Here is a 23,424-nt window from a genome sequence, read left to right as displayed (position 1 = left end):
GGGGGTGCGGCTCAGCCCTGCTGGAAGAGTTCCGCGGGCAGCGGCTTCAGGAGCGTGTAGAGGTCATCGGTGATCGGACGGTCCCAGCTGGCGATCGTGACGAGCACGCCGTCGCTGCGGTCGAACTGGACGCAGGCGATCCGGCTCTCGGAGAGCTTGACGCGGCGGACGATCAGCAGGTTGTCGCCCTGCATGACAGGCATGTCCTCGGTCCCGGTGACCTCGACCGGCTCGTCGTTCTCCAGCGCGAGCAGCAGCTGGGCCACCTCGAAGGGCACCTGGCCCTCCTCGGTCTCGCGGGCGGGTGAGCCCTCCGGGAGGTTGCCGATGATCATCGCGGGGCCGCGGCCGCCGAACAGGTCGTAACGGAGGAAGACGCCCTGACAGCTCCCGTCGGGGGCGGGCAGGAGGCCGGCGCCGAGGTTTCCGGGCCAGTCCCCGGGGTCCATGGCCAGGACGTCGAAGTCGGGGCCCGCGGGTGTGGCGGCGCTACGGCGGCGGAGGAAGGACATGCGGCCATGTTACGTGGCCGGGCTCACCTCGCGGAGCCCGGTCCCGCAGGCCCCGGGCGCATGCCGGAGGGGCACCCGCCGGCCTATGCCGCAGGGGTACCCGCCCGGCATCCGGTCACCCCGCGTGCGACTCCGCCGCCAGCCTCTCCAGTACGGTGACGGCCTCGGCCGCCCGGCCGTACGGCACGAAGAGGTGGTCGTGGTGGAATCCGGCCACCACGTTGCAGCTGATCCCCGCGTCGGTGAGGGCGAGCGAGACGGCCGCGGTGAGTCCGACGGCTTCCAGCGCCGAGTGCACACGGAGCGTGATCCAGCCCGACGGGTAGGAGTGGTCGAGCCCGGCGGCCACGGCCTCCTGCTCCGGCAGCACCAGCGTCAGCCCCTCGGCCTCACCGACCGTGACAACGGGAGAGGCACCGGCGGGCACCGCGCCGCCGGGCACGGTCGCGAAGACGTAGCGGCCGGGGTGGAGCTCGGGGCGCAGGTCGCTCAGCAGGGTACGGAGGTCGCTCTCGGCGGTCACGGCACCAGGCTACCTACGGCGTGCGGTGCCGCTCGTGATGGCGTGCGACACGGGCGCGGTTGCCGCAGGACGGCTTGCACCACTCCTGGCGCGGGTGCTCCTTGACGAAGTAGCGCACGCAGCGGGGGGCGTGGCAGGCACGCAGGTCCGCCCGGCCGGGCCCGGCCAGGAAGCCGATGACGGCGCGGGCGAGGGCGGCGGGAAGCGCGTCGGCGGCCGACCCCCCGGCCGGATGGTCGTGGGCGACGGGTTCCCCGCCCCGCGGCCACTCCAGGCGCGGCACGGCGGGCACGGCCGCGGCGGCCCCGTTCAGCCGGCCGAGCGCCGTCTCGACGGGGATCAGCCGTGCCGCGTCGGCGGGGCTCGGGTCACCGGGGCGCACCGCACGCGCGAAGAGCGCCCGTGCGGCATCGCGCAGGGACCGTACGGCGGCGAGGTCCGCGCCGTTCGCCGTCCAGCCGGCGGGGGCCCGGACCCGGGCGAGCAGGTCCGGCCGTTCGCGGACCCACCGGGTCAGGCCGGCCGGGCTGTCGAGGTCGTCCGCGACCCCGCCCTGCCCGTCGTGCCGGATCGTGAGGGTCAGATCGAGCGCGAGCCGGGTTCCGGCGGTCCGGCTGTCGGGCGTGCTGCTGTCAGGCATGTCGCTAATGGTAGCGTCGCGCTGAACCATTAGCCGAAGGCCGTCCGCTGGTGCGGTCATCGCGGCACCACGGAGAGGACGGCATGACCGGACTGCGGAAGCTGCTGCGCGACATCGAGGTGTTCGAGGGCGAGTTGCCCGTTTTCGATCCTCGGACTACGCCGGAGGACCCGGCCGAGCTGTTCACCCAGTGGCTGCTGCACGCGATGGGCGCCGGGGTGCGGGAGCCGCATGCGATGACCCTGTCCACGGCGGGCGCGGACGGGAATCCGACGGCCCGCACCCTCATCCTCAAGGACGTCACGGCACAGGGCTGGCAGTTCGCCTCGGACTCGGGCGGCGTCAAGGGGCGCGATCTGGCGGTCCGGCCCTTCGCCGCGCTCACGTTCTACTGGTCGCCGCTGGCCCGGCAGGTCAGGGTGCGCGGCCCGGTGACAGCGGAGAGCGCCGAGCTGAGCGCCGCCGACTTCCGGGCCCGCGGTGCGGCGGCGAGGGCGGAGACGCTCGTCGGCCGCCGGAGCAGCCCGCTGAGTGACCCCGCCGAGCGCGACGCGGCCGTGCGCCGGTCGCTGGAGCGGCTGGAGCGGGAGCCGGATCTCGTACCGCCGGACTGGACGCTGCACACCGTGCGGCCGCAGAGCGTGGAGTTCTGGCAGGGAGATCCGCAGCGCAAGCACACCCGGCTCAACTACCGCTTCCAGCAGGGCGGCTGGATGCGCGAGCTGCTGTGGCCGTGAGCGGGCCGCCTGCCGGACGGGCCACGGGACTCGGTGGCCCGCCCGGGACGGCGCGCGGTCAGCGCGTGGGCGGTTCGGCTCCGACCAGCCACATCGAGAAGAACTGCGCCCCGCCCCCGTAGGCGTGGCCGAGCGCCCGGCGGGCGCCGTCCACCTGGTGCTCCCCCGCTCCGCCGCGTACCTGGAGGGCCGCCTCGGCGAAGCGGATCATGCCGGAGGCGCCGATGGGATTGGTGGAGAGCACTCCGCCCGAGGGGTTCACCGGCAGGTCGCCGTCGAGTTCGGTGACGCCGGCCTCGGTGAGCTTCCAGCCCTCTCCCTCGTCCGCGAAGCCGAGGTTCTCCAGCCACATCGGCTCGTACCAGGAGAACGGGACGTACATCTCGACGGCGTCGATCTCCCGGCGGGGGTCACTGATCCCGGCCTGCCGGTAGACGTCGGCGGCGCAGTCCTTGCCGGCCTGCGGCGAGACGAAGTCCTTGCCGGCGAAGAGGGTCGGTTCGCTGCGCATCGCACCGCCGTGCACCCAGGCGGGCGGGTGCGGTGACCGCCCGGCGCCCGCCCGGTCGGTGAGGATCATCGCGCAGGCCCCGTCGGATGACGGGCACGTCTCCGAGTAGCGGATCGGGTCCCAGAGCATCGGCGCCGACTGGACCTTCTCCAGGGTGATGCCGGGGTCGTGGATGTGCGCGTACGGGTTCTTCAGCGCGTTGCGCCGGTCCTTGTACGCGACGAGCGAGCCGACGGTGTCGGGCGCGCCGGTGCGGCGCATGTAGGCGCGCACGTGCGGGGCGAAGAACCCGCCCGCGCCGGCGAGCAGCGGCTGCTGGAACGGGATGGGCAGCGAGAGGCCCCACATCGCGTTGGACTCGGACTGCTTCTCGAAGGCGAGGGTGAGAACGGTGCGGTGCACCCGGGCGGCGACGAGGTTGGCGGCGACGAGGGCCGTCGAGCCGCCGACGGAGCCCGCGGTGTGGACCCGGAGCATGGGTTTGCCGACCGCGCCGAGGGCGTCGGCCAGGTACAACTCCGGCATCATCACGCCCTCGAAGAAGTCGGGGGCCTTGCCGATGACCACGGCGTCGATGTCCGCCCAGGTCAGTCCGGCGTCCTTCAGGGCGGCGACGGCGGCCTCGCGGACGAGTCCGGCGAGCGAGACGTCGTGGCGGGCGGCGACGTGCTTGGTCTGGCCGACGCCGACGACGGCCACGGGCTCCTTAGGCATGGGTGCTCTCCCCTTCGAGGACGGCGACCAGGTTCTGCTGGAGGCAGGGGCCGGACGTGGCGTGGGCGAGCGCCCGGTCGGACTCGCCGCGGTGGATGCGGGCGGCGGCCTCACCGAGGCGGATCAGCCCGGCGGCCATCACCGGGTTGGCGGCGAGCGCGCCGCCGGACGGGTTGACGCTGACCTCGTCCCCGAGGCCGAGCGCCTTGCGCAGCACCACTTCCTGGGAGCTGAACGGGGCGTGCAGCTCGGCGGTGTCGACGGGCCGTTCGAAGACCCCGGCGCGTTCGGCGGCGAGCCGGGTCGACGGTGACTCGGTCAGCTCGCGCACCCCGAGGCCGTGGGCCTCGATGCGGTGGTCGATGCCGCGGATCCAGGCGGGCCGCTCGCACAGCGCCCGCGCGGTGTCGCCGGCGGCGAGGATCACGGCGGCGGCGCCGTCACCGATGGGCGGGCAGTCGCCGGTGCGCAGCGGCCGCACGAGGTAGTCACCGGCCGGCACTTCGCCGCTGAGCTGGGCGTGCGGGTTGTCCGCCGCGGCCGCGCGGCTGCGGGTGGCGATGGCCGTGAGCGCGCTCTCGTCGGTGTCGCCCGCGTCGATGAGCGCCTGGGCCTGGAGGGCGGCGAGTGCGACGGAGTCGGGCCAGAGCGGGGCGGTGTAGTAGGGGTCGAGCTGGCGGGTGAGTACGTCGCGCACCTGGCCGGGCGAGGACTTGCCGTAGGCGTAGACGAGTGCGGTGTCCGCCTCGCCGGTCTGGATCTTCACCCAGGCCTCGTACAGGGCCCAGGCCCCGTCCATCTCGACGTGGGACTCGGAGATCGGCGGGTGCGCGCCGACGCCGTCGAGCGCCATGGTGAAGGAGAAGGCGCGGCCGGCGAGGTAGTCGCTGGAGCCGGAGCAGGTGAAGTCGATGCCGCTGGTCCGCAGGCCTGTCGCGTCGAGGACCTGGTGCAGGACGGGCATCAGCATCTCGACTTCGGAGAGTTCGTCGGTGCGGCGCAGATGGTCGGTCTGCGCGAAGGCGACGATCGCTACGTCCCGCATCTAGACCAGCTCCTTGTACGCGTCGTAGTCGGCGTCCGGTTCACCGGTCGGCCGGTAGTGGTCGGGGTGGCGGCTTCCCTCGGTCCATACGGGTTCGACGCGCAGGCCCATCCGCACCTGGTCGTAGGGGATGCCGCCGATCCGTGCGTGCAGGGCGAGGTCGGCGCCGTCCAGGGCGATGTGCGCGTAGACGTAGGGGACCTCGATGTCGAGGTTCTTGGCCTTGATGTTGACGACGCAGTAGGTGGTGACCGTGCCGCGGGGTCCGACCTCGACCCGTTCGTCGGTGGCGACGCCGCAGGTGGGGCAGGCGCCGCGCGGTGGTACGTACACCTTGCGGCAGGACGGGCAGCGCTCGCCGACGACCCGCCGGTCCGCCAGGGCTTCCAGGTAGGCGCTCTGGGCGCGGCCCGGGGAGTAGGTGTAGTCGAGGCGGGCGGGGGTGACGATCCCGGTGACGGGCTCGTCGAACTTGCCGTCGTGCGGGGAGGTTTCGCCGGGTTCGCTGTCGAACGGCTCGAAGCAGGCGATGTCCGTGATGGCTCCGGTGCGGCCTTCGGCCCAGCGGACGCGGACGCGCATGCCGGTGCGGACGGCCTCGGGGCCGGGTGCGTCCAGGACGTGCAGGAGCGCGGTGTCGGCTCCGTCGAGGCGGACGAGCACCCAGGCGAAGGGGGTGTCCAGGGGCTGGTCGCGGCGGGGGTGCTGGTTCCAGGCCCAGGTGGTGACGGCGCCGGTGGCGGCGACCTCGACCAGGTCGTGGATCTCCTCCGCGGTGACGGGGTCGTACTCGACGGGTGGGACCAGGACCTTTCCGTCGCCGGTCCGCACACCCAGCACGGTGCGTTCGCGCAGTCCGGTGAGGAACGCGCTCTGGACCGGTCCGAGGGAGCGGGTGAAGGGGAATTCGACCACCAGCGGTGCGCTGAGGACGTCGGGCACGGTTGCCTCCTTGGCTACGGACACGGCCTAGGCCCGCCGGTAGACGGGCGGGCGCTTCTCGGCGAAGGCGCGGGCGCCCTCCTTGGCGTCGGCGGTGGCGAAGACCGGCCAGCCGCGCTTGAGTTCGGCGGCCAGGCCGTCGGTCTCGGTCATCTCGGCGCTCTCGTACACCGACGCCTTGACCTCTTCGACGGCGAGCGGGCCGCAGGCGTTGATCTGTTCGGCGACCGCGAGGGCCGCTTCCAGCGCGGTGCCGTCGGGGACGACCCGGCCGATCAGTCCGATCGCCGCCGCCTCGCGGGCGTCGTACGGGCGGCCGGTGAGCAGCATCTCCAGTGCGTGGGTCCGGGCGATCTGGCGGGGCAGCCGGACGGTGGAGCCGCCGATGGGGAAGAGCCCGCGCCTGACCTCGAAGAGGCCGAAGGTGGCGCTCTCCCCCGCGATGCGGATGTCGGTGCCCTGGAGGATCTCGGTGCCGCCCGCCACGCAGTGGCCCTCGACCGCGGCGATGACCGGTTTGCGGGGGCGGTGGTGACGCAGCATGGCCTTCCAGTGCAGATCGGGATCGGCCTTCATCCGGTCCCGGTACTGCTCGCCGTCCATGGAGCCGCCCGCGAGGGCCTTGAGGTCCATGCCGGCGCAGAAGCAGCCGCCGGAGCCGGTGAGGACGACGGAGCGGATCCCGTCGTCCGCGTCGGCGGCCAGCCAGCCGTCGTACAGGCCGACCAGCATCGGCAGCGAGAGCGCGTTCTTGGCTTCCGGCCTGTTCAAGGTGAGCACCAGTGTGGCGCCTTCGCGCTGCACGGTGAGGTGTTCCGTACCGCCCATGGTCTGTCTCCCGTCGTAAGGCTAGAACAGGTTGCAGTAGTCGGGGAGGCAGTTCAATAGTTTTCTGACAGTCAGTCAGTTTTCTTCGCCGGGCCCCCTTCCCACTTGTGCCGGTCGGCGCTCTAATGACCGCCGGGCCACTCAGCAACCGGGGTCAGGAGGAACGGTGGAGTACAACCTTGCCGACCTGTTCGAATCGGTCGTGGACGCTGTCCCGGAACGCGAGGCGCTCGTCTACCTCGACCACCCGGGGACGGGCGCCGAGCGCCGGCTCACCTACGCGGAGCTCGACGCGGCGGCGAACCGCGTCGCCCATCATCTGACCGAGGCCGGCATCGCCCCCGGCGAGCACCTGGGGCTGCACCTGTACAACGGCGTCGAGTACCTCCAGACGGTCCTGGCCTGCCTGAAGGCCCGCATCGTCCCGGTCAACGTCAACTACCGCTACGTGGAGGAGGAACTGGTCTACCTCTACCGGGACGCGGACCTGGCGGCACTCGTCTTCGACGCCGAGTTCGACGAGCGCGTCGCGGCGGCCGCGCCGCAGGCGCCCGAGCTCCGCCATCTCATCCGGGTGGGAGCGTCCGAACAGGGGGTCGCGGGTCCGGACGCCGTCGCCTTCGCGGCGGCCGAGGCCGAGGGGGATCCGGGGCGCGGCTTCGCCCCCCGCTCGCCCGACGACCAGTTCATCATCTACACGGGCGGCACCACGGGCATGCCCAAGGGCGTGATGTGGCGCCAGGAGGACCTCTTCTTCTCCGGCCTCGGCGGCGGCGCGCCGACCGGTGAGGCGGTGAAGACCCCGCAGGAGCTGGCCGAGCGGGTCGCGGCGGGCGGGGAGGGCATCACCTTCTTCCCCACTCCCCCGCTGATGCACGGCACCTCGACGCTCACGGCGTTCATCGGCTTCAACTTCGGGCAGCGGGTCGTGCTGCACCGCAAGTTCGTGCCGCACGAGGTCCTTCGCACGATCGAGCGGGAGAAGGTCACCAGCGTGTCGCTGGTCGGCGACGCGATGCTGCGGCCGCTGATCGACGCCCTGAAGGGACCCCTGAAGGGCACCGACTGCTCGTCGATGTTCTCCGTCTCCAGCTCGGGCGCCGTGATGTCCGACTCGGTGCGGGCGGAGTTCCAGGCACTGGTGCCCAACGTGATGCTGCTGAACAACTTCGGCTCGTCGGAGTCCGGCTTCAACGGCACCGCGACGGCCGACTCCGGGCCGAAGAACGGCTTCCGGCTGCGGATGAACTCCCGTACCGCGGTGGTCGATCCGGCAACCTTCGAGCTCGCGGCGCCGGGCGTGCCGGGGCGGATAGCCCAGCGCGGTCACGTACCGCTCGGCTACTACAACGACCCGCGCAAGACGGCCGAGACGTTCTTCCGCAAGGGCGAGGAGCGGTGGGTGCTGCTCGGGGACATGGCCACGGTCGACGCCGAGGGCATCGTGACCGTGCTCGGGCGGGGGTCTCAGTGCATCAACACCGGGGGCGAGAAGGTGTATCCCGAGGAGGTCGAGCAGGCACTCAAGGCCCATCCGGACGTGTACGACGCGCTGGTCGCCGGCGCGCCCGACGCACGCTGGGGCAGCCAGGTCGCCGCCGTGGTGCAGCTGCGCGAAGGCGCCGACACCCCCTCGCTCGACGACGTCCAGGCGCACTGCCGGACCCGGCTGGCCGGCTACAAGATCCCCCGGCACCTGGTGATCGCCCCGCAGATCCGGCGCTCCCCGAGCGGCAAGGCGGACTACCGCTGGGCGCGCTCGGTCGTCGCCCCCGCAGGCCCGGCCGAGGCCTGAGCCGGGAGCGGTGGACGAGCGCCCGTATCACCCGAGTGCGCGGCCCCGCGTGCGCGGCGGACACGGCCCGCGGGGCACCGCGTAAGCCATTCGGGCACGTCCGGTGCCCAACCGCTCACCCTGCGTGGCATCGGGGGGTGATCGCCCATAGCGTCGGCTCATGAGGAAACGACACTTCACATGCCTCGTGAGCATCGCAGCCGTCTCGGCCGCCGGACTGGGCGCGGCCGTGCCGACGGCCTCGGCCGCTGCGGCCGGCGGCCGTGTGGTGTATCCGGGCCAGTCGATCCAGGCCGCCGTGGACGCCGCACGGCCGGGTGACACCATCGTCGTCCGGCCAGGCACCTACCGCGAGAGCGTGCTGATCAGCACGCCGGGCCTGACCCTGCGCGGCTCCGGGGACCGTACGGTCATCGTGCCGGGCACCGGGCGCGCGCAGCCGGACAACGCGTGCGCGAAGGCCGGCAACGGCGTCTGCGTCCTGGGCACGGCCCAGCACACCGTGGACGGCGTGTCCGTCCGGTCCCTCGCGGTCACCGGGTTCGCCAGGAACGGCGTCTGGGCGTCCTGGACGGACCGGCTGGAGGTCCGGGACGTGGCCGCCCGGTCCAACGGCACCTGGGGCATCGCCGAGCAGCGCTCCACCCGCTCCGACCTCCGTGACAACACCGCCCGCGCCAACGGCGACGCGGGCATCTTCGTCGCCAACAGCGTCGACGAGGAGGGCGGCGCGACCGACACCCGGGGCACCCGTGTCCGGGGCAACACACTCACCGACAACCGGATCGGGTTCACCGCACGCCGCGTGCGGAACCTGCTCGTCCACGACAACACCCTCACCGCCAACTGCACCGGCGTGTTCGTCGTCGGCGACGAGGGAACGCCGAAGGCCGGCGCCATGACCATCCGGTCCAACCGGATCACCGGGAACAACAAGTTCTGCGCCGCCACCGACCGGCTGCCCGCGCTCCAGGGCTCCGGCATCGTCCTCACCGGCACCGAGACCACCCAGGTGCGCTCCAACGTGATCCGGGACAACGTGGGTGCCACACCGCTCTCGGGCGGCGTCGTGCTGTTCAAGAGCTTCGTCGGAGCGAAGAACACCGACAACACCATCACCGGCAACGTGGTCACGGGCAACCGGCCGGCCGACCTGGCCAACGAGGACACCGGCACGGGCAACGACTTCACCGGCAATGTCTGCACGACGTCCGCACCGGCCGGAATGTGCTGACCGGTGCGCCCCCGTACGAGGAGAAGCGAGACGGCATGACCACCGTGAGTACCACCCCCACCCCCGCCACCGCTCCCGACCCGCCCTCGGCCGCCCCGCAGCCCGCGATGCGACTGCGCGAGATCGTGTTCGGTGCCGCCTGCGCCGCCGCGGTGCGTGCCGCCTGCCGGCTCGGTGTCGCCGACGCGCTGGGCGAGACGCCGGCCACCGCGGCCGAGCTGGCCGCGGCGGTGAAGACCGAGCCGGCACCGATGGAGCGCCTGCTGCGCGCCCTGTCCTGCTACGGCGTCTTCACCGAGACCCCGGACGGCACGTTCGCCCACACCGAGATGTCACGGCTGCTGCGCGAGGACGACCCGAACAGCCTCCGCTACATCTCGCTCTGGTGCACCGAGCCCTGGACCTGGGAGGTCTGGCCGCGCCTGGACGACGCGGTGCGCTCGGGGCGCAATGTCTTCGAGGACGTGCACGGCAAGGAGTTCTTCGACTACCTCCACCAGAACGCCCACGAGTCGGCCCAAGTGTTCAACCGGGCCATGACCACGTCCAGCGTGCAGTCCGCGCTGGACGTCGCGGCCCTCCTCGACCTCACCGGGGTGTCCGTGGTCGCCGACATCGGCGGCGGCCAGGGGCACGTACTGGCGAGCCTGCTGGAGAAGCACCCCTCGGTGAGCGGCACCCTGATGGATCTGCCCGGTGTGGTGGCACGGGCCGACGAACGCCTGCGGGACGGCGGTCAGCTGGCCGGCCGGGCGGCCATCGTGGCCGGGGACTGCCGTGAGGGCATCCCGGTGGCGGCCGACCTCTACATCATCAAGAACATCCTGGAGTGGGACGACGACAGCACCCGCCGGGCGTTGCGCAGCGTCGTCGCGGCGGCGCGTCCCGGGGCCCGGGTCGTCGTCATCGAGAACCTCGTGGACGACACGCCGTCGATGCGGTTCACCACCGCCATGGACCTGCTTCTCCTGCTGAACGTCGGCGGTGCCAAGCACACCCGGCAGAGTCTGGTGGACCGGCTGTCCGATGCGGGTCTGCTCATCGGGGAGATCCGGCAGGTCAACCCCTACCTCCACGCCTTCGAATGCGTGGTCCCGGACTGATTCCGCCGCTCCGGGAGCACACCCCCGGGCAGCACGCGAATCGCCCCGGGCCCGGCCTTGCGGCCGGGCCCGGGGCGATTCGCCGTCGTCAGGCGGAGGCGCCGCTCTCCCAGCGGTAGAACTCGTGGGCCATCGCGTCCTTGGGGCCCCGCCAGGTCTGCGGGTCGTACGGGCTGACGAAGGCGGTGAGCCGGTCGCTGATGTCCTTGAACGCCGGGTGCTCGGTCACCTTGGCGATCTCCGGGCCGGGCGGCCGCTCGGACTCGATCATGTGCAGGTAGACGTCGCCGAACTGGAAGAGCTTGCGCCGGGTGACGCCGACCAGGTGCGGCAGCTCGCTGCTGTCGGAGGCGGCGAAGAGTTCGGCGATGTCCGGCGCCGACCCCGGTGCCATCCGGGCGACGATCAGTGCGTGGTGCATCGGGTGGTGCCTTTCTGGTACCCGGCCCGGTACCCGGCGCGGGGCCGGGTGGCCGGACCGTCGGCGGACGGGACGTCAGCCGGCCGTGACGGACGCCGAACGGCGCTCACGGTCGCGCTGCTCGATCTTGTCCCGGATGAGCTCCATCTGGACGCGCGAGTTGCGGTTGATGTTGTCGGTCATCCACGCGTCGTCGACCGGGGCGTCCGGGCGCATCGCGAAGTCCTGCGCCCAGTGCATGCGGGTTCCGCCGGGGACCTCGGAGTACTCCCAGTGGATGTCCATGTGCTGGAACGGGCCGGGCTCCACGCGACGGGCCCGGACCTTGCGCCCGCGCCGGTCGGTGGTGCGCTCGGAGACCCAGCTCCACACCTTGTCGTTGTCGTCGGGGTGCATGGTCAGGCGGAAGGTGGTCCGCTCGCCGTCGCGCTCGATGATCTCGACTGCGGCGTACTCGCTGAACAGGTCGGGCCAGTTCGCGAGGTCGTTCGTCATGTCCCAGACGAGGTCCAGGGGGGCGGCGATGACGATCTCGTTCTCGGTGTGTCCGGACACGTCAGGCTCCTGTCATGAGGCTGTTGTTGACGAGGTCGAGGAACTCGCGGGGCGTCTTGCACCGGTCGGCGTCGGCCGGCAGCGGCTGTCCGTGCCGGTTCTCCAGCACGCCGACGATGCCGAGCAGGCCCAGGGAGTCGAGGCCGAACTCGTCGAAGGCGGCGCCGGAGCGGTTCTCCATCTCCCGGGGGTCGACGGTCAGTCCGGCGCCCTTCTTCATCAGGACGGCGAGTTCGTCGTAGGTCAGTCGGTCGGTCATGAGGGGCTCTCCTTCTCACGAGGGGTATCGGTGGGCTCTCACGCGCCGCGGCCGGCGGGCCGGCGCAGCACCATCGCCGCGTTGGAGCCCATGAGGCCGCGGCTGAGCACGAGCGCGGTCCGCAGTTCCGCGGGACGGGCCCGTCCGGTGACGAGGTCGAGGTCGTGGCACACCTCGAACACGTTGGGCGTGGGCGGGACCAGGCCGTTCTCCATGGCGAGTACGGCGGCGGCCGCGTCCAGCACGGGGGCACCGCAGTACGCCCGCCCGGTGCCGGTCTTGGGCGCCGTCACCGGCACCCGCCCGCCGTGCGCGCCGAGCGCGTCGGCCAGTGCCAGCGCCTCGGCCCGGTCGGCGGCCGGGACCCCGAGGGCGTCCGCGAAGACCACGTCGATCTCCTCGGGCGCGCAGCCGGCCTCCCGCAGCGCCCCCTCGATGGCGTGGGCGAGGCCCTCGCGGGACTCCTCCCAGCGCATCGCGGTGGTGAAGGTGGCGGCGTGACCGGCGATCTCGGCCCTGACCCGGGCACCGCGCTCCCGGGCGGCGTTCTCCTCCTCGACCACGAACATCGCGCCGCCCTCGGCGGGCACGAATCCGCAGGCGTCCGAGGTGAACGGGCGGTAGGCCCGGGTCGGGTCCTCGCACGCGCTCAGGTCCCGGTAGCCGAGCTGGCAGACGACGGAGTACGGCGCGAGCGGTGCCTCCGCCGCGCCGACCACCACCGCGTCGGTGCCGCGCCGGACGGACCTGGCGGCGTGGGCCAGGGCGTCCAGGCCGCCGGCCTCGTCGCTGGCCACCACCGCACACGGCCCCTTGAAGCCGCCCCGGATGGAGATCTGGCCGGTGCTCGCGGCGTAGAACCAGGCGATGGACTGGTAGGGGCCGACGTACTTGGAGCCCTGGCCCCACAGCCGTTGCAGCTCGCGCTGGCCGAACTCGCCGCCGCCGGACCCGGCAGCCGTCACCACGCCCACGCTGAACGGCTTGTCCTCGTAGTCGGCGCGCCCCAGCCGGGCGTCGTCCAGGGCCATGTCCGCCGCGGCCATCGCGAAGTGCGTGAACCGGTCGGTCTGGACGAGGTAGCGCTCCTCGATGAGGCTGACCGGGTCGAAGCCCCGGACCTCGCCGGCCACACGGAGCGGGAGCTCCTCGCACCCTTCGCGGGTGACCCGGCCCAGGACGCTCATACCCTCCTGCGTCCGCTTCCAGAAGGCTTCGGTGCTCGTGCCGTTGGGGGCGACGACGCCGATGCCGGTCACGACGGTGCGCAGGGACTTGTCGGTACTCATGATGTCCTCCCACCGGTTCTGGTCAGGGCGACAGCGGACTGGAAGCCGCCGAAGCCACTGCCGACCGAGAGAACACTGCGCAGCTTCAGCGGACGTGCGGTACGCGGCACGTAGTCGAGGTCGCACTCGGGGTCCGGCGACTCGTAGTTGGCCGTCGGCGGGACCGTCTGGTGGACCAGCGCGAGTACGCAGGCCGCGATCTCTATCGCCCCGATCGCTCCGAGCGAGTGGCCGACCATCGACTTGATGGAGCTCATCGGCACGTCGTGGGCGTGCGCGCCGAGGGCCCGCTTCACGGCGGCGGTCTCGTGCCGGTCGTTCTGCTTGGTGCCCGAGCCGTGCGCGTTGACGTAGTCGATGTCCGACGCGTCGATCCTGGCGTGGCCGAGCGCCCGGTTGATGGCCTCGGCCATCTCCAGGCCCTCCGGGGTCAGCCCGGTCATGTGGTAGGCGTTGCCGAAGGTCGCGTAGCCCGCGATCTCGCAGTACACCGTCGCGCCCCGGGCGCGGGCGTGCTCCAGCTCCTCCAGGACGAGCACGGCTCCGCCCTCGCCCATCACGAAGCCGTCGCGGCGGGAGTCGAAGGGCCGGGAGGCGTGCCCCGGGTCCTCGTTGTTGGCGGAGGTCGCCTTGATGGCGTCGAAGCACGCCACCGTGATCGGGGTGATCGGCGAGTCCGACGCGCCTGCCACGCACACGTCGACGCGGCCCTCCTCGATGGAGTGGAAGGCGTAGCCGATCGCGTCGAGGCCGGAGGTGCAGCCCGTCGAGACGGTCTGCACCGGTCCGTGCGCCCCGACCTGCTCGGCGACGGCGGAGGCCAGCGAGCTCGGTGAGAACGCCCGCTCCAGATGCGGTCCGGCCGGGCGGTGGTCGACGTCCCAGCGGGCGCCGCTGTTGCTGACGGCGACGTAGTCGTGCTCCAGCCGGGTGGTTCCGCCGACCGCCGTGCCGAGCGAGACGCCCATCCGCCAGGGGTCGGTGCGCTCCTGGTCCAGGCCCGCGTCGGCGAGTGCCTCGCGGGCGGCGACCATCGCGAACTGGACGTACCGGTCGGAGCGGGCCACCTCGTCCGCGTCCAGCCCGTGGGCCGCCGGGTCGAAGTCGCACTCGGCGGCGATCCGGGACCGGAATCCGGCCGGGTCGAAGAGCGTGATGCCGCGTGTCGCGGTGCGGCCGTTGGCCAGGAGGTCCCAGAAGGCCGGTGCGCCGATCCCGCCCGGAGCGACGACCCCGACGCCGGTGACCGCCACCCGCCGGGTCATGAAGCGGCCTCGGTTCGTTCTGGCGGCGCGCCCTGCTCGGGGGCTTCGGTCTGCTCGGTGTCGACGTGTCCGAGCTCCGGGCGGGGCGCGAGGGGGCCGAGGTGGAAGACCATGCGGACCTCGGTGTCACCGACGTTGCGGAAGCGGTGGCGGACGTTCAGCGGGATCAGCAACCCCTGGTCGGGCCGCATCGCGTACGGCTCGTCGTCCAGGTCGACCTCCAGGAGCCCGTTCACCACGTACACGAACTCCTCCGAGTACGGGTGGTAGTGCTCCGCGATGCGGTCGCCGGGCTGGATGATGGCCAGCCCCATGAAGCCGCTGGTGGCGCCCACGGCCGTCGGGGTGAGCAGGGCGCGCAGGTCTCCTCCGCGCCTGGTGTTGGGCTGGGTCTCGCTGAGGTCCACGATGCGTGGCCGGTTCATGGTCATGGGTGTCTTCCTCCTGGCGCGTTGCGCGTTGTGCCGACGGGTCGAGCGAGAACCCCCCGCTCTGCTGTTGCGCGGTTCAGGACTCCGCGGCCCGCCGGTCGGTGATCAGGTTCATCTCGGCGCGGCCGAGGAAGCGCATGGCGTCCTGGTCGCCGGTGGGCACGGGGTTCGCCTCGCCGTCGAGGAGGCGGGCGAGCCTGGCCGCCTTGCCGGAGCCGTGGATGCCGAGCGACCGGTCGGGCTGGGCGTCCAGGGGGCCGTCCACCTCCAGGAGCCGGACGACGACGTCGTCGCGCTGGAAGATCGTGCTGCTGTCGATGGGGCTGCCGGCGTCGTCGGCCTCCTCCTCGTCGTGCTCCGCGAGCAGGCGGGCCAGGGCCATGCCGCAGCCCTCCTTGGCCTGGTAGAACAGCGCGTGCCGCTTGAGGTCCCGGTCGGGGTGGCGGCCCGTCGTCACGTGGTGGACGGTGGGCAGCGCCGCCCGGGTGAAGAACATCCGGGCCGAGTCGGGGTCCGCGAGGTCGCGGTCCTGCTCCAGGTACGGGTTGAGCGCTTCCTCGACGGCCCGGATCTCCGGCTGCCGGGAGACGTGGCGCAGGGCGGCGAGGAGGTCGCCCTCGACCTCGACCGCACGCACGACGCGGTTGCCGTGCATGAAGAGCGAGGTGCGGCGCAGCCGGGTGTGCTCGTCGACCCGTGCCTTCGGCGGGTCGTAGTCGGCGAGGATCTTCGCGACCATCTCCTCGGCGCCCGGCTTCACGGTGAAGGTCAGCGCGTGGCGCACGATCCCGTCCCCGAGGCGGGGCGCGGCCTGCAGTCCGCCCTTGACGGGCTCGAAGCTCTCCTCGAAGGCGGCGCCGGTCTCGCGCAGGACGCTGAAGCGCAGCGAGCGGGTGTCGCGTACGCAGCTGTGCAGCGGCTGGACCGTGGCGACGTGGTCCTCGCTGTTGACCCAGGCCAGGAACGGCGGGGCGCTCTCCCACTCGCTGGTGATGAGCCACTGGGAGGGGTTCTCGATGGACTGGCACAGCTGGTCGCTGAGATGGCCGGGGATGGAGGCCACCTGGTTGCGCATGTGCTCGTACGCCTCCAGGAACTGCTTCTGGGCGCCGTCGTGCAGGTCAAGCAGCAGGATGACCCGCAGCCTTGATCCGTCGAAGGCGGACTGGGAGGTCCGTTCCGAGAGGGTGGTGGTCATCTTTCGAACTCCTTCGAGCGGTGGGACGGCCCGGCCGGCCGGTTCGCCTGGTGACCGGCGGCTGTCGGGTGGAATCGGAGCGGGGAGTCTCCCGGCGGCTGGGCACGGTCCGCCCCGGACCGCGGGCGTCGTCTCCGTCACCGATCGTGAAACGCTGGTCCGGCTGACGCGAGATTTATGAACCGTTCAGGTGAGCGGGCGTCCGAACCGCTCCGAGGAGGCTCCGACAGGGGCATGGACACTGCATCTGTACGGCGTCCGAGCTGGAGCAACTCATGAACGAGAACGTCGACCTCCACGTACCGGTCCTCATCGTGGGCGGCTCCCTGGTGGGCCTGTCCGCGTCCCTCTTCCTCGGCCGGCTCGGCGTCGAGCATCTGCTGGTCGAGAAGCACGCGGCCACCTCGACGCATCCGCGCGGCCGAGGCAACAACGTCCGCACGATGGAGGTCTTCCGCCGGGCGGGGGTGGAGGAGCGGGTCCGGGCGGCCGCGTCGGTGCTGGCGGAGAACCACGGCATCCTGCAGGCCGGTTCGCTGACCGGCGACGACCAGGAGTGGCTGTTCAAGGAGATCGACCCGGGTGGCGCACTCGCCCGGTTCAGCCCGACGGGCTGGTGCCTGTGCAGCCAGAACGACCTGGAGCCGGTGCTGCTGGACCGGGCCCGGGAGCAGGGCGGCGATCTGCGGTTCTCCACCGAACTGCTCTCGTTCGACCCGGACGACTCAGGCGTCGGGGCGATCCTGAAGAACCGGGAGACGGGCGAGCACACCACGGTGCGGGCGGACTATCTCATCGCCGCCGACGGTCCGCGCAGCCCGGTCCGTGAGCAGCTGCGCATCGGCCGTTCGGGTGCCGGTGACCTGTTCCACAACGTGAGTATCACCTTCCGCTCCCGCGGGCTCGCCGATGTGCTCGGGGACCGGCGCTTCATCGTCTGCTACCTGACCAATCCGGAGGCGGACGGCGCCCTGCTGCCGGTGGACAACCAGGAGCAGTGGGTGTTCCACGCGCCGTGGCAGCCCGAGCGGGGCGAGACGCTGGAGGACTTCACGGACGAGCGGTGCACCGAGCACATCCGCAAGGCGGTCGGCGCGCCGGACATCGATGTGGAGATCACCGGCAAGGCGCCGTGGCACGCGGCGGAGCGGGTCGCGGACCGCTACTCCCGGGGCCGGGTGTTCCTGGCCGGTGACTCGGCGCACGAGATGTCGCCCACCGGGGCGTTCGGCTCCAACACCGGAATCCAGGACGCGCACAACCTGGCGTGGAAGCTCGCCGCCGTGCTGCGCGGCGAGGCGGGGCCCGGTCTCCTGGACACCTACGGGGCCGAGCGGCTGCCGGTGGCGCGGGCGACGAGCGAGCGGGCCTCGGCACGTTCCGGCGAGCACAGCCACCCGGGGTACGCGCCGCCTCCCACGGTGGGCGGCGGCAAGCGCGGCGGCATGCTGAACGTGGCGCTGGGCTACCGCTATGTGGAGGGCGCGGTGCTGGGCGTCGCCCCGGATCAGCCGGTGGTGCCGCAGGGCATGCAGCTGACGGGTGAACCGGGCAGCCGCGCACCGCACCTGTGGGTCCGGCGGGCGGGTGAGCGGATCTCCACGCTCGACCTGTACGAGCGCTCGTTCGTGCTGCTCGCCGATGGCGCGGACGTCGCGTGGCGGCGGGCGGCGGCGCGGGTCGGTGACCAACTGGCAGTGCGACTGGACGCGTTCGGCATCGGCACCGGTCCCGGCGGCGATCTGGAGCCGGAGGCCGGGGCCGACTGGGCCCAGGCGCACGGCACGAGCACCGGGGGCGCTGTGCTGGTGCGCCCCGACGGGTTCGTCGCCTGGCGTTCGCCGGAGGGCGTCGCGGACGCGGAGGCGACCCTGCGCGAGGTCATGGTGGCGCTGCTGCACCGGGGCTGACGCCCCGGGGCGACAGCGTCAGCCCACGCCGAACGACCGGAGCGCCGCGAGGAATTCCTTCGGCCGTTCGGTGTGGACGAGGTGGCCGGCGTCGATGGTGACGAGCCGGCATCCGGGGATCCGCCGCACCATCCGGGCGAGGTCCTCCTGGTCGATCTGGCTGCCCGGCCCGCCGCCGATGACGAGGGTGGGCACGGTGATGCCGGCGAGGCGTTCGCGGCCCGCCGGATCGGGGTCGTTGAGCTGGGCGTTGACCGACGGCACCACGGGCCAGTCGAAGTCCAGCTCGCCGTCGGGGCGTTCGACGGGCCCGCGGGGCGGGTCGAGCGGGAAGGGCGGCGGGGCCTCCTCCAGGACGAGCCGGCCGATGAGTCCGGGCTGGCGCCCGGCCAGCAGGTAGGCCGCCGCGCCGCCCATCGAGTGCCCGACGACCGTGGCGCCGGCCAGGTTGCGGGCCTCCAGGAACGCGTGGAGGTCGTCGCGGAACAGCTCGAGGGAGTAGCGGCCGGGCCAGTCGCTGAGGCCGTGGCCCCTGAAGTCGACGGCGTAGACCCGGTGTCCGGCAGCCAGCCGCTCGGCGATCGCGGTCCAGGTGCTGCTGTCGTCGCAGCGTCCGTGGACCAGTACGACCGGCGGTGCGGCCGGGTCCCCCCACACCCGGTAGGCGAGCCGTATCCCGCCGGCCTGCACGCTGTGCACGTCCGGGTCCAGGAAGGCGGTGACGGTGCGGACGAAGGCACCGGGGTCGTCCAGCCACGGGAAGTGTCCCCCGCCGCGCTGCACGGCGAACTCGGACTCCGGGAAGAGCGCCGCGAGTTCGGCGGCGCGGTCGGGGGTCGTCACCCCGTCGAGCTCCCCGGCCAGGACGAGGACCGGCGAGGCCAGTTCGCGCAGTGCGGCGACCGTCGCGGGCGGGTCGAAGGCGCCGGGCGCGTAATAGCCCCGGGCGGCAACGGCGTTGATCTGCGCTGCGGAAGAGGCGGCGTGGGCCCTGGCGGTCTCGTCCCAGCGGCCGTAGAGGAACGGCCTGGCGGCGGCGCGCAGTTCGTCGTCGAGGCGCCCGGCCCAGATCTGCTCCAGAGCCGGCAGCGCCTCCTCGTACCAGGGTTCCGCGCGGCGCAGCCCGGCGGCCTCACGGGCCTCGCGCTCCGCGAAACCGAGTCCGGCGGCCCCTGTCGCGGGCGCGATGAGCAGCAGTCTGCGCACTGCCCGCGGGTACCGGGCGGCGTAGAGCGCGGCGAGGTCCGCCGCCGCCGAGTGGGCGAGCAGGTCGATGTGCTCCAGTCCCAGGTGCTCGCGCAGCGCCTCGACGTCGTCGACCAGTCGGTCGCAGCGGTAGGTGGCGGTGTCGTCCGGCACGGCGGAGTCCCCGGTGCCGCGCAGATCGAGCAGCACCAGTTGCCGGTGGCGGTCGAGTCCGCCCAGTCCCCCGAGGTAGGCACTGGCCCGCATCGCCCCGCCCGGCAGGCAGATGAGAGGGGCGCCCTGTCCTGCGAGGTGATAGGCGAGCTCGGTTCCGTCGTACGTGTGGAAAGTCGGCATGGAACCATCCAAACAGGGCCGACCGGGTGACGCAGCCCTGTTCGGTACGAGCGTATCCGTCCTCGGAGGGTCCGGCCGGCTCCGGGCCTCTCGCACGACATGCGTCCCGTCCCACCCCTTGCCAGCGGGCGGAAGATCCTGAATTACTGCTCCCGGGAGGAACGACCGAATGATCGGTCGTCTGCACGATGCGCACGGAAGAGGGAGATCCGCATGACGGCTCTGCTGGACGCGGCGGAACGGATGGACCGCGAGGAGCTGCGGGCGCTCCAGCTCGAACGGCTGCGGGCGACCCTGCGGCACGTGTACACCCACGTCGGCCATTACCGGGCCGCGTTCGACCGGGCGGGGCTGCACCCCGACGACTGCCGCTCGCTCGCCGATCTCGCCCGGTTCCCGTTCACCACCAAGGCGGACCTGCGGGACAACTACCCGTTCGGGATGTTCGCGGTACCGGAGGAGCAGGTACGCCGGATCCACGCCTCCAGCGGCACGACCGGCCGCCCGACCGTCGTCGGCTACACCCAGGGGGATCTGGACACCTGGGCCGACGTCGTCGCCCGCTCGATCCGGGCGGCGGGCGGCCGCCCGGGGCAGAAGGTCCATGTCGCCTACGGCTACGGCCTGTTCACCGGCGGGCTCGGCGCGCACTACGGGGCCGAGCGGCTCGGCTGCACGGTGATTCCCGCGTCCGGCGGCATGACGGCCAGGCAGGTCCAGCTGATCCAGGACTTCCGGCCCGAGATCATCATGGTGACCCCGTCGTACATGCTGACCCTCCTGGACGAGTTCGAGCGCCAGGGCGTCGATCCGAGGACGACCTCACTGAAGGTGGGGATCTTCGGGGCGGAGCCGTGGACGCAGGAGATGCGGCGCGAGATCGAGGAGCGGTTCGCGATCGACGCGGTGGACATCTACGGGCTCTCCGAGGTGATGGGTCCGGGCGTGGCCCAGGAGTGCGTGGAGACGAAGGACGGCCTGCACATCTGGGAGGACCACTTCTATCCGGAGGTCGTCGACCCGTTCACCGGCGAGGTGCTGCCCGAGGGGGCCGAGGGGGAGCTGGTGTTCACCTCGCTCACCAAGGAGGCCATGCCGGTGATCCGCTACCGGACCCGGGACCTGACCCGGCTGCTGCCGGGGACGGCGCGGGTCTTCCGGCGCATGGAGAAGGTCACCGGGCGCAGCGACGACCTGGTGATCCTGCGCGGGGTGAACCTCTTCCCGACGCAGATCGAGGAGATCGTGCTCCGTACCCCGGCGGTGTCGCCGCACTTCCAGTTGCGGCTGACCCGTGAGGGCCGGCTGGACGTGCTGACGGTACGCGCGGAGGCCAGGGCCGGGGCGACGCCCGAGCAGCGCGCGGCCGCCGCCGCGTCGGTCGCGGCCGCCGTCAAGGACGGGATCGGGGTCTCGGTCGGGGTGGAGATCCTGGATCCGGAGACGCTGGAGAGGTCGGTCGGCAAGTTCAGGAGGATCGTGGACGAACGCGACCGGCCGGGCAGGTGACCGGATCACGGCGCCCGCACCCGGCTCAACTCGGCACGTTTCGGCCGTGGTTGCTGTGGCAGGATGCGTCGACAGGGCGACGTACTACAGGGGGGAGTCCGGTTCGCGTCACCCCGTCCCACCTGCTTTCGCGCACCGAGGAACTCAGGAGCTCTCCATGACGCCAGGCACGGCCGACTCTCCGATCGACACCACCAGGCCGCACCCGGCGCGTGTCTACGACTACCTGCTGGGCGGCAAGGACAACTACCCCGTCGACCAGGAACTCGGCGAGCAGCTGCCCCCCTTGGCGAAGGTCGTGGCCGCGCAGAACCGGGCGTTCATGCACCGGGCGGTCGGCTGGGCGGCGCGTACGGGCATCGACCAGTTCCTCGACATCGGGACGGGGATCCCGACCCGGCCGAACCTCCACCAGATAGTCCAGGAGGTCGACCCGGCGGCCCGGGTGGTCTACACGGACAACGACCCGATCGTCCTGCGTCACGCCGAGGCGCTGCTCATCAGCACACCGGAGGGCGCCACCGACTACCTCGACGCCGATGTGCGCGAGCCGGAGAAGATCCTGGACCACGCCAGGACCCTGCTGGACTTCGACCGGCCCGTCGCGCTCTCCCTCATCGCCCTGATGCACTTCCTGCCGGACGAGGACGATCCCTACGGCATCACCCGCACCCTCCTGGGCGCACTGCCCGTCGGCAGCTGTCTGATCCTTTCGCACTACACCAGTGAATTCATCCCCGCCGATCAGGACAGGACCGACACCTACCGGTCGAGCATCAGCCTGCGGCCCCGGACGCGCCCCGAGGTCGAGCGGTTCTTCGACGGACTCGACCTCGTCGATCCGGGCCTGGTCATGGCCTCGCTGTGGCACAAGGACACACCGCCCCCGCCGGACAGCGGGTCCATCGACAGCTTCTACGCCGGAGTCGCGCGGGTCCCCCGGTAGGGCCTACCGGGCGAAGCGGTCGCGCAGTTCCCGCTTGAGGATCTTGCCGCTGGCGTTGCGCGGGAGTCCGTCCACGAAAAGGATCCGCTTCGGGGCCTTGAAGTGGGCGAGCCGCTCGCGGGCGTGGCCGATCAGCTCGGCCTCCGTCGCCTCGTCCCGCAGCACGACGACGGCGGTGACGGCCTCGATCCAGCGCTCGTCGGGCAGGCCGACGACGGCTGCCTCGGCAACTGCGGGGTGGGTGTAGAGGGCGTCCTCGACCTGGCGGGAGGCGACGAGGACGCCGCCGGAGTTGATCACGTCCTTCACCCGGTCGACGACGGTGAAGTAGCCCTCCGCGTCGCGCACGGCGAGGTCGCCGGAGTGGAACCAGCCGTCACGGAACGCCTCGGCGCTCTCCTGCGGCTTGTCCCAGTAGCCGCCGCACAGCTGCGGTGAGCGGTAGACCACTTCGCCGGCGGTGCCGTCGGGCACGTCCTGGCCGTTCTCGTCGACGACCTTGGCCTCCACGAAAAGAACGGGCCGGCCGCAGGAGTCCATCCGGCCCTCGTGCTCGTCGGGTCCGAGGACGGTGGCGAGCGGGCCGATCTCGCTCTGCCCGAAGCAGTTGTAGAAGGCCAGCGCGGGCAGCCGCTCGCGCAGCCGTTCCAGTACGGGGACGGGCATGATCGACGCGCCGTAGTACGCCTTGCGGAGCCCGCCGAGGTCGCGCCGGGCGAAGTCCGGGTGGTTGGCGAGGCCGATCCAGACGGTGGGCGGGGCGAAGAGGCTGTCGGCCTGCCCGGACTCGACGAGGTCGAAGATCCTGGCCGCGTCGGGGGCGTCCAGCACCGTGTTCTCCGCGCCGACCGCGAGGTAGGGCAGCAGGAACACGTGCATCTGCGCGGAGTGGTAGAGCGGCAGGGCGTGGAGCGGGCGGTCGCCGGCACGGAGGTCGAGGGCGGTGACGGCGCTGACGTACTCGTGGACGAGGGCGCCGTGCGTCATCATCGCGCCCTTGGGGAGCGCCGTGGTGCCCGAGGTGTACAGCAGCTGGACCAGGTCGTCCGCGCCCGGTTCGTGGTCCGGCGCGAAGGCGCGCGGCGTGGCCAGCTCGGTGAGGAGCGAGCCCGGGGCGTCGCGCAGCGCCCGTACGGCGTGGCCGTCCGGGACCCGCCCGGCCAGGTCCGGGTCGGTGAGGACCAGGGAGCTGCCGGACTGGCGCAGGATGTACGCCAGGTCCTCGCCCGTGAGGTTCTGGTTGACCGGCACGTGGACCAGTCCGGCGCGGGCGCAGGCGAGGAAGGCGATCAGATACGCGTCGGAGTTGTGGGCGTAGGAGGCCACCCGGTCCCCGGGGCGCAGCCCGTGGCCGTCCATGAGGACGGCGGCCGCGGTGCTGACGGACTCCTCCAGCTCCCGGTAGGTCCAGGTCCGGCCGGCGTACCGCAGGGCGGTGCGTTCGGGGGTGCGCCGTGCGCTTCGGGTCAGGACGCCGTCGACTGTGCTGCTTCGTACACCTGTCATGGCGTGATC

At 72.1% G+C, this 23,424-nt stretch carries 23 protein-coding genes; 7 read left to right on the top strand and 16 right to left on the bottom strand.

All coding sequences use genetic code 11. From position 1 onward, the window contains the following. Nucleotides 1-11: 11 nt before the first annotated feature. The 3 genes from EDD93_RS31945 to EDD93_RS31935 all read right to left on the bottom strand — a co-directional run bounded on the left by EDD93_RS31945 (nt 12) and on the right by EDD93_RS31935 (nt 1,675). A complete protein-coding gene (locus EDD93_RS31945; protein WP_073738907.1) occupies nt 12-512 on the bottom strand; it encodes a hypothetical protein in 501 nt (166 codons plus the stop codon). Between the two features lie 115 nt (nt 513-627). After that, nucleotides 628-1,035, bottom strand: coding sequence for an ACT domain-containing protein (locus EDD93_RS31940; RefSeq protein ID WP_123529112.1), 408 nt, complete (start codon nt 1,033-1,035; stop codon nt 628-630). Nucleotides 1,036-1,048: 13 nt separating this feature from the next. Then, a complete protein-coding gene (locus EDD93_RS31935) occupies nt 1,049-1,675 on the bottom strand; it encodes an ABATE domain-containing protein (protein WP_123529110.1) in 627 nt (208 codons plus the stop codon). 83 nt (nt 1,676-1,758) lie between these two features. Here EDD93_RS31935 and EDD93_RS31930 point away from each other — a divergent pair, with 83 nt between their 5' ends. Then, on the top strand, nt 1,759-2,412 hold the full coding sequence (locus tag EDD93_RS31930; RefSeq protein ID WP_123529108.1) for a pyridoxal 5'-phosphate synthase: 654 nt from the start codon (nt 1,759-1,761) through the stop codon (nt 2,410-2,412). Nucleotides 2,413-2,470: 58 nt separating this feature from the next. Here the strand turns inward: EDD93_RS31930 and EDD93_RS31925 are convergent, their stop codons facing one another. The 4 genes from EDD93_RS31925 to EDD93_RS31910 are packed head-to-tail and all read right to left on the bottom strand — an operon-like array spanning nt 2,471 to nt 6,452. Further along, complete coding sequence (locus EDD93_RS31925) at nt 2,471-3,637, bottom strand: thiolase domain-containing protein (protein ID WP_123529106.1); 1,167 nt, start codon at nt 3,635-3,637, stop codon at nt 2,471-2,473. Beyond that, nucleotides 3,630-4,682, bottom strand: coding sequence for a thiolase domain-containing protein (locus EDD93_RS31920; protein WP_123529104.1), 1,053 nt, complete (start codon nt 4,680-4,682; stop codon nt 3,630-3,632). The genes EDD93_RS31925 and EDD93_RS31920 overlap by 8 nt, the downstream gene beginning before the upstream one ends. After that, the gene (locus tag EDD93_RS31915; protein WP_123529103.1) at nt 4,683-5,624 is read right to left on the bottom strand and encodes a Zn-ribbon domain-containing OB-fold protein; all 942 of its coding nucleotides are present in this window, start codon (nt 5,622-5,624) and stop codon (nt 4,683-4,685) included. A gap of 27 nt (nt 5,625-5,651) precedes the next feature. After that, nucleotides 5,652-6,452 carry a crotonase/enoyl-CoA hydratase family protein gene (locus tag EDD93_RS31910; protein ID WP_123529101.1) on the bottom strand — a complete coding sequence of 267 codons (801 nt, stop codon included), beginning with the start codon at nt 6,450-6,452 and terminating at the stop codon, nt 5,652-5,654. A gap of 166 nt (nt 6,453-6,618) precedes the next feature. On the opposite strand from EDD93_RS31910, the gene EDD93_RS31905 reads away from it, so the two are divergent. From EDD93_RS31905 to EDD93_RS31895, 3 genes are all read left to right on the top strand, one after another. Beyond that, complete coding sequence (locus EDD93_RS31905) at nt 6,619-8,247, top strand: acyl-CoA synthetase (protein ID WP_123529099.1); 1,629 nt, start codon at nt 6,619-6,621, stop codon at nt 8,245-8,247. Between the two features lie 160 nt (nt 8,248-8,407). Then, nucleotides 8,408-9,481 (top strand): nitrous oxide reductase family maturation protein NosD, encoded by a 1,074-nt coding sequence (locus EDD93_RS31900; protein ID WP_123529097.1) that lies wholly within the window; start codon nt 8,408-8,410, stop codon nt 9,479-9,481. Nucleotides 9,482-9,516: 35 nt separating this feature from the next. Next, on the top strand, nt 9,517-10,584 hold the full coding sequence (locus tag EDD93_RS31895) for a methyltransferase (protein WP_123529502.1): 1,068 nt from the start codon (nt 9,517-9,519) through the stop codon (nt 10,582-10,584). 88 nt (nt 10,585-10,672) lie between these two features. On the opposite strand, the gene EDD93_RS31890 is transcribed toward EDD93_RS31895, so the two are convergent. The 7 genes from EDD93_RS31890 to EDD93_RS31860 all read right to left on the bottom strand — a co-directional run bounded on the left by EDD93_RS31890 (nt 10,673) and on the right by EDD93_RS31860 (nt 16,002). Continuing rightward, the gene (locus EDD93_RS31890; protein ID WP_123529095.1) at nt 10,673-11,005 is read right to left on the bottom strand and encodes a TcmI family type II polyketide cyclase; all 333 of its coding nucleotides are present in this window, start codon (nt 11,003-11,005) and stop codon (nt 10,673-10,675) included. Nucleotides 11,006-11,080: 75 nt separating this feature from the next. After that, a complete protein-coding gene (locus EDD93_RS31885) occupies nt 11,081-11,560 on the bottom strand; it encodes an SRPBCC family protein (protein ID WP_123529093.1) in 480 nt (159 codons plus the stop codon). A 1-nt stretch (nt 11,561) separates the two neighbouring features. Then, nucleotides 11,562-11,819: an acyl carrier protein gene (locus EDD93_RS31880; protein WP_123529091.1), complete on the bottom strand. Its 258-nt coding sequence runs from the start codon at nt 11,817-11,819 to the stop codon at nt 11,562-11,564. A 38-nt stretch (nt 11,820-11,857) separates the two neighbouring features. Then, nucleotides 11,858-13,108 carry a beta-ketoacyl synthase N-terminal-like domain-containing protein gene (locus EDD93_RS31875; RefSeq protein ID WP_123529089.1) on the bottom strand — a complete coding sequence of 417 codons (1,251 nt, stop codon included), beginning with the start codon at nt 13,106-13,108 and terminating at the stop codon, nt 11,858-11,860. After that, nucleotides 13,105-14,373, bottom strand: coding sequence for a beta-ketoacyl synthase (locus EDD93_RS31870; RefSeq protein WP_123529087.1), 1,269 nt, complete (start codon nt 14,371-14,373; stop codon nt 13,105-13,107). Before EDD93_RS31870 ends, EDD93_RS31875 begins: the two co-directional genes overlap by 4 nt. Further along, the gene (locus tag EDD93_RS31865) at nt 14,370-14,804 is read right to left on the bottom strand and encodes a cupin domain-containing protein (RefSeq protein WP_123529085.1); all 435 of its coding nucleotides are present in this window, start codon (nt 14,802-14,804) and stop codon (nt 14,370-14,372) included. The genes EDD93_RS31870 and EDD93_RS31865 overlap by 4 nt, the downstream gene beginning before the upstream one ends. Before the next feature lie 76 nt (nt 14,805-14,880). After that, entirely contained in the window at nt 14,881-16,002 is a 1,122-nt protein-coding gene (locus EDD93_RS31860; protein ID WP_123529082.1) for a SchA/CurD-like domain-containing protein, read from the bottom strand. A 275-nt stretch (nt 16,003-16,277) separates the two neighbouring features. On the opposite strand from EDD93_RS31860, the gene EDD93_RS31855 reads away from it, so the two are divergent. Then, on the top strand, nt 16,278-17,912 hold the full coding sequence (locus tag EDD93_RS31855; protein ID WP_123529080.1) for an FAD-dependent monooxygenase: 1,635 nt from the start codon (nt 16,278-16,280) through the stop codon (nt 17,910-17,912). Between the two features lie 18 nt (nt 17,913-17,930). Here EDD93_RS31855 and EDD93_RS31850 read toward each other — a convergent pair whose 3' ends face one another. Next, on the bottom strand, nt 17,931-19,454 hold the full coding sequence (locus tag EDD93_RS31850; protein WP_123529079.1) for an alpha/beta fold hydrolase: 1,524 nt from the start codon (nt 19,452-19,454) through the stop codon (nt 17,931-17,933). Nucleotides 19,455-19,667: 213 nt separating this feature from the next. On the opposite strand from EDD93_RS31850, the gene paaK reads away from it, so the two are divergent. Further along, entirely contained in the window at nt 19,668-20,963 is a 1,296-nt protein-coding gene (gene paaK / locus EDD93_RS31845) for a phenylacetate--CoA ligase PaaK (protein WP_123529077.1), read from the top strand. Between the two features lie 157 nt (nt 20,964-21,120). Beyond that, on the top strand, nt 21,121-21,909 hold the full coding sequence (locus EDD93_RS31840; protein WP_123529075.1) for an SAM-dependent methyltransferase: 789 nt from the start codon (nt 21,121-21,123) through the stop codon (nt 21,907-21,909). A gap of 3 nt (nt 21,910-21,912) precedes the next feature. On the opposite strand, the gene EDD93_RS31835 is transcribed toward EDD93_RS31840, so the two are convergent. Next, complete coding sequence (locus tag EDD93_RS31835; RefSeq protein WP_123529073.1) at nt 21,913-23,415, bottom strand: acyl-CoA synthetase; 1,503 nt, start codon at nt 23,413-23,415, stop codon at nt 21,913-21,915. Nucleotides 23,416-23,424 lie beyond the last annotated feature (9 nt).

The sequence above is a fragment of the Streptomyces sp. 840.1 genome, from assembly GCF_003751445.1.
GTDB lineage: Bacteria > Actinomycetota > Actinomycetes > Streptomycetales > Streptomycetaceae > Streptomyces.
Note: the sequence above shows the minus strand (reverse complement) of the source record. Positions and strands in the feature narration are given on the sequence as shown.

What these genes read in the sequence shown, in the direction of transcription:
- EDD93_RS31945 (WP_073738907.1), bottom strand. Translation starts at nt 512, where the DNA reads ATGTCCTTCCTCCGCCGCCGTAGCGCCGCCACACCCGCGGGCCCCGAC.
- EDD93_RS31935 (WP_123529110.1), bottom strand. Translation starts at nt 1,675, where the DNA reads ATGCCTGACAGCAGCACGCCCGACAGCCGGACCGCCGGAACCCGGCTC.
- EDD93_RS31930 (WP_123529108.1), top strand. Translation starts at nt 1,759, where the DNA reads ATGACCGGACTGCGGAAGCTGCTGCGCGACATCGAGGTGTTCGAGGGC.
- EDD93_RS31925 (WP_123529106.1), bottom strand. Translation starts at nt 3,637, where the DNA reads ATGCCTAAGGAGCCCGTGGCCGTCGTCGGCGTCGGCCAGACCAAGCAC.
- EDD93_RS31920 (WP_123529104.1), bottom strand. Translation starts at nt 4,682, where the DNA reads ATGCGGGACGTAGCGATCGTCGCCTTCGCGCAGACCGACCATCTGCGC.
- EDD93_RS31910 (WP_123529101.1), bottom strand. Translation starts at nt 6,452, where the DNA reads ATGGGCGGTACGGAACACCTCACCGTGCAGCGCGAAGGCGCCACACTG.
- EDD93_RS31900 (WP_123529097.1), top strand. Translation starts at nt 8,408, where the DNA reads ATGAGGAAACGACACTTCACATGCCTCGTGAGCATCGCAGCCGTCTCG.
- EDD93_RS31895 (WP_123529502.1), top strand. Translation starts at nt 9,517, where the DNA reads ATGACCACCGTGAGTACCACCCCCACCCCCGCCACCGCTCCCGACCCG.
- EDD93_RS31890 (WP_123529095.1), bottom strand. Translation starts at nt 11,005, where the DNA reads ATGCACCACGCACTGATCGTCGCCCGGATGGCACCGGGGTCGGCGCCG.
- EDD93_RS31880 (WP_123529091.1), bottom strand. Translation starts at nt 11,819, where the DNA reads ATGACCGACCGACTGACCTACGACGAACTCGCCGTCCTGATGAAGAAG.
- EDD93_RS31875 (WP_123529089.1), bottom strand. Translation starts at nt 13,108, where the DNA reads ATGAGTACCGACAAGTCCCTGCGCACCGTCGTGACCGGCATCGGCGTC.
- EDD93_RS31870 (WP_123529087.1), bottom strand. Translation starts at nt 14,373, where the DNA reads ATGACCCGGCGGGTGGCGGTCACCGGCGTCGGGGTCGTCGCTCCGGGC.
- EDD93_RS31865 (WP_123529085.1), bottom strand. Translation starts at nt 14,804, where the DNA reads ATGACCATGAACCGGCCACGCATCGTGGACCTCAGCGAGACCCAGCCC.
- EDD93_RS31860 (WP_123529082.1), bottom strand. Translation starts at nt 16,002, where the DNA reads ATGACCACCACCCTCTCGGAACGGACCTCCCAGTCCGCCTTCGACGGA.
- EDD93_RS31855 (WP_123529080.1), top strand. Translation starts at nt 16,278, where the DNA reads ATGAACGAGAACGTCGACCTCCACGTACCGGTCCTCATCGTGGGCGGC.
- EDD93_RS31850 (WP_123529079.1), bottom strand. Translation starts at nt 19,454, where the DNA reads ATGCCGACTTTCCACACGTACGACGGAACCGAGCTCGCCTATCACCTC.
- paaK (WP_123529077.1), top strand. Translation starts at nt 19,668, where the DNA reads ATGACGGCTCTGCTGGACGCGGCGGAACGGATGGACCGCGAGGAGCTG.
- EDD93_RS31840 (WP_123529075.1), top strand. Translation starts at nt 21,121, where the DNA reads ATGACGCCAGGCACGGCCGACTCTCCGATCGACACCACCAGGCCGCAC.
- EDD93_RS31835 (WP_123529073.1), bottom strand. Translation starts at nt 23,415, where the DNA reads ATGACAGGTGTACGAAGCAGCACAGTCGACGGCGTCCTGACCCGAAGC.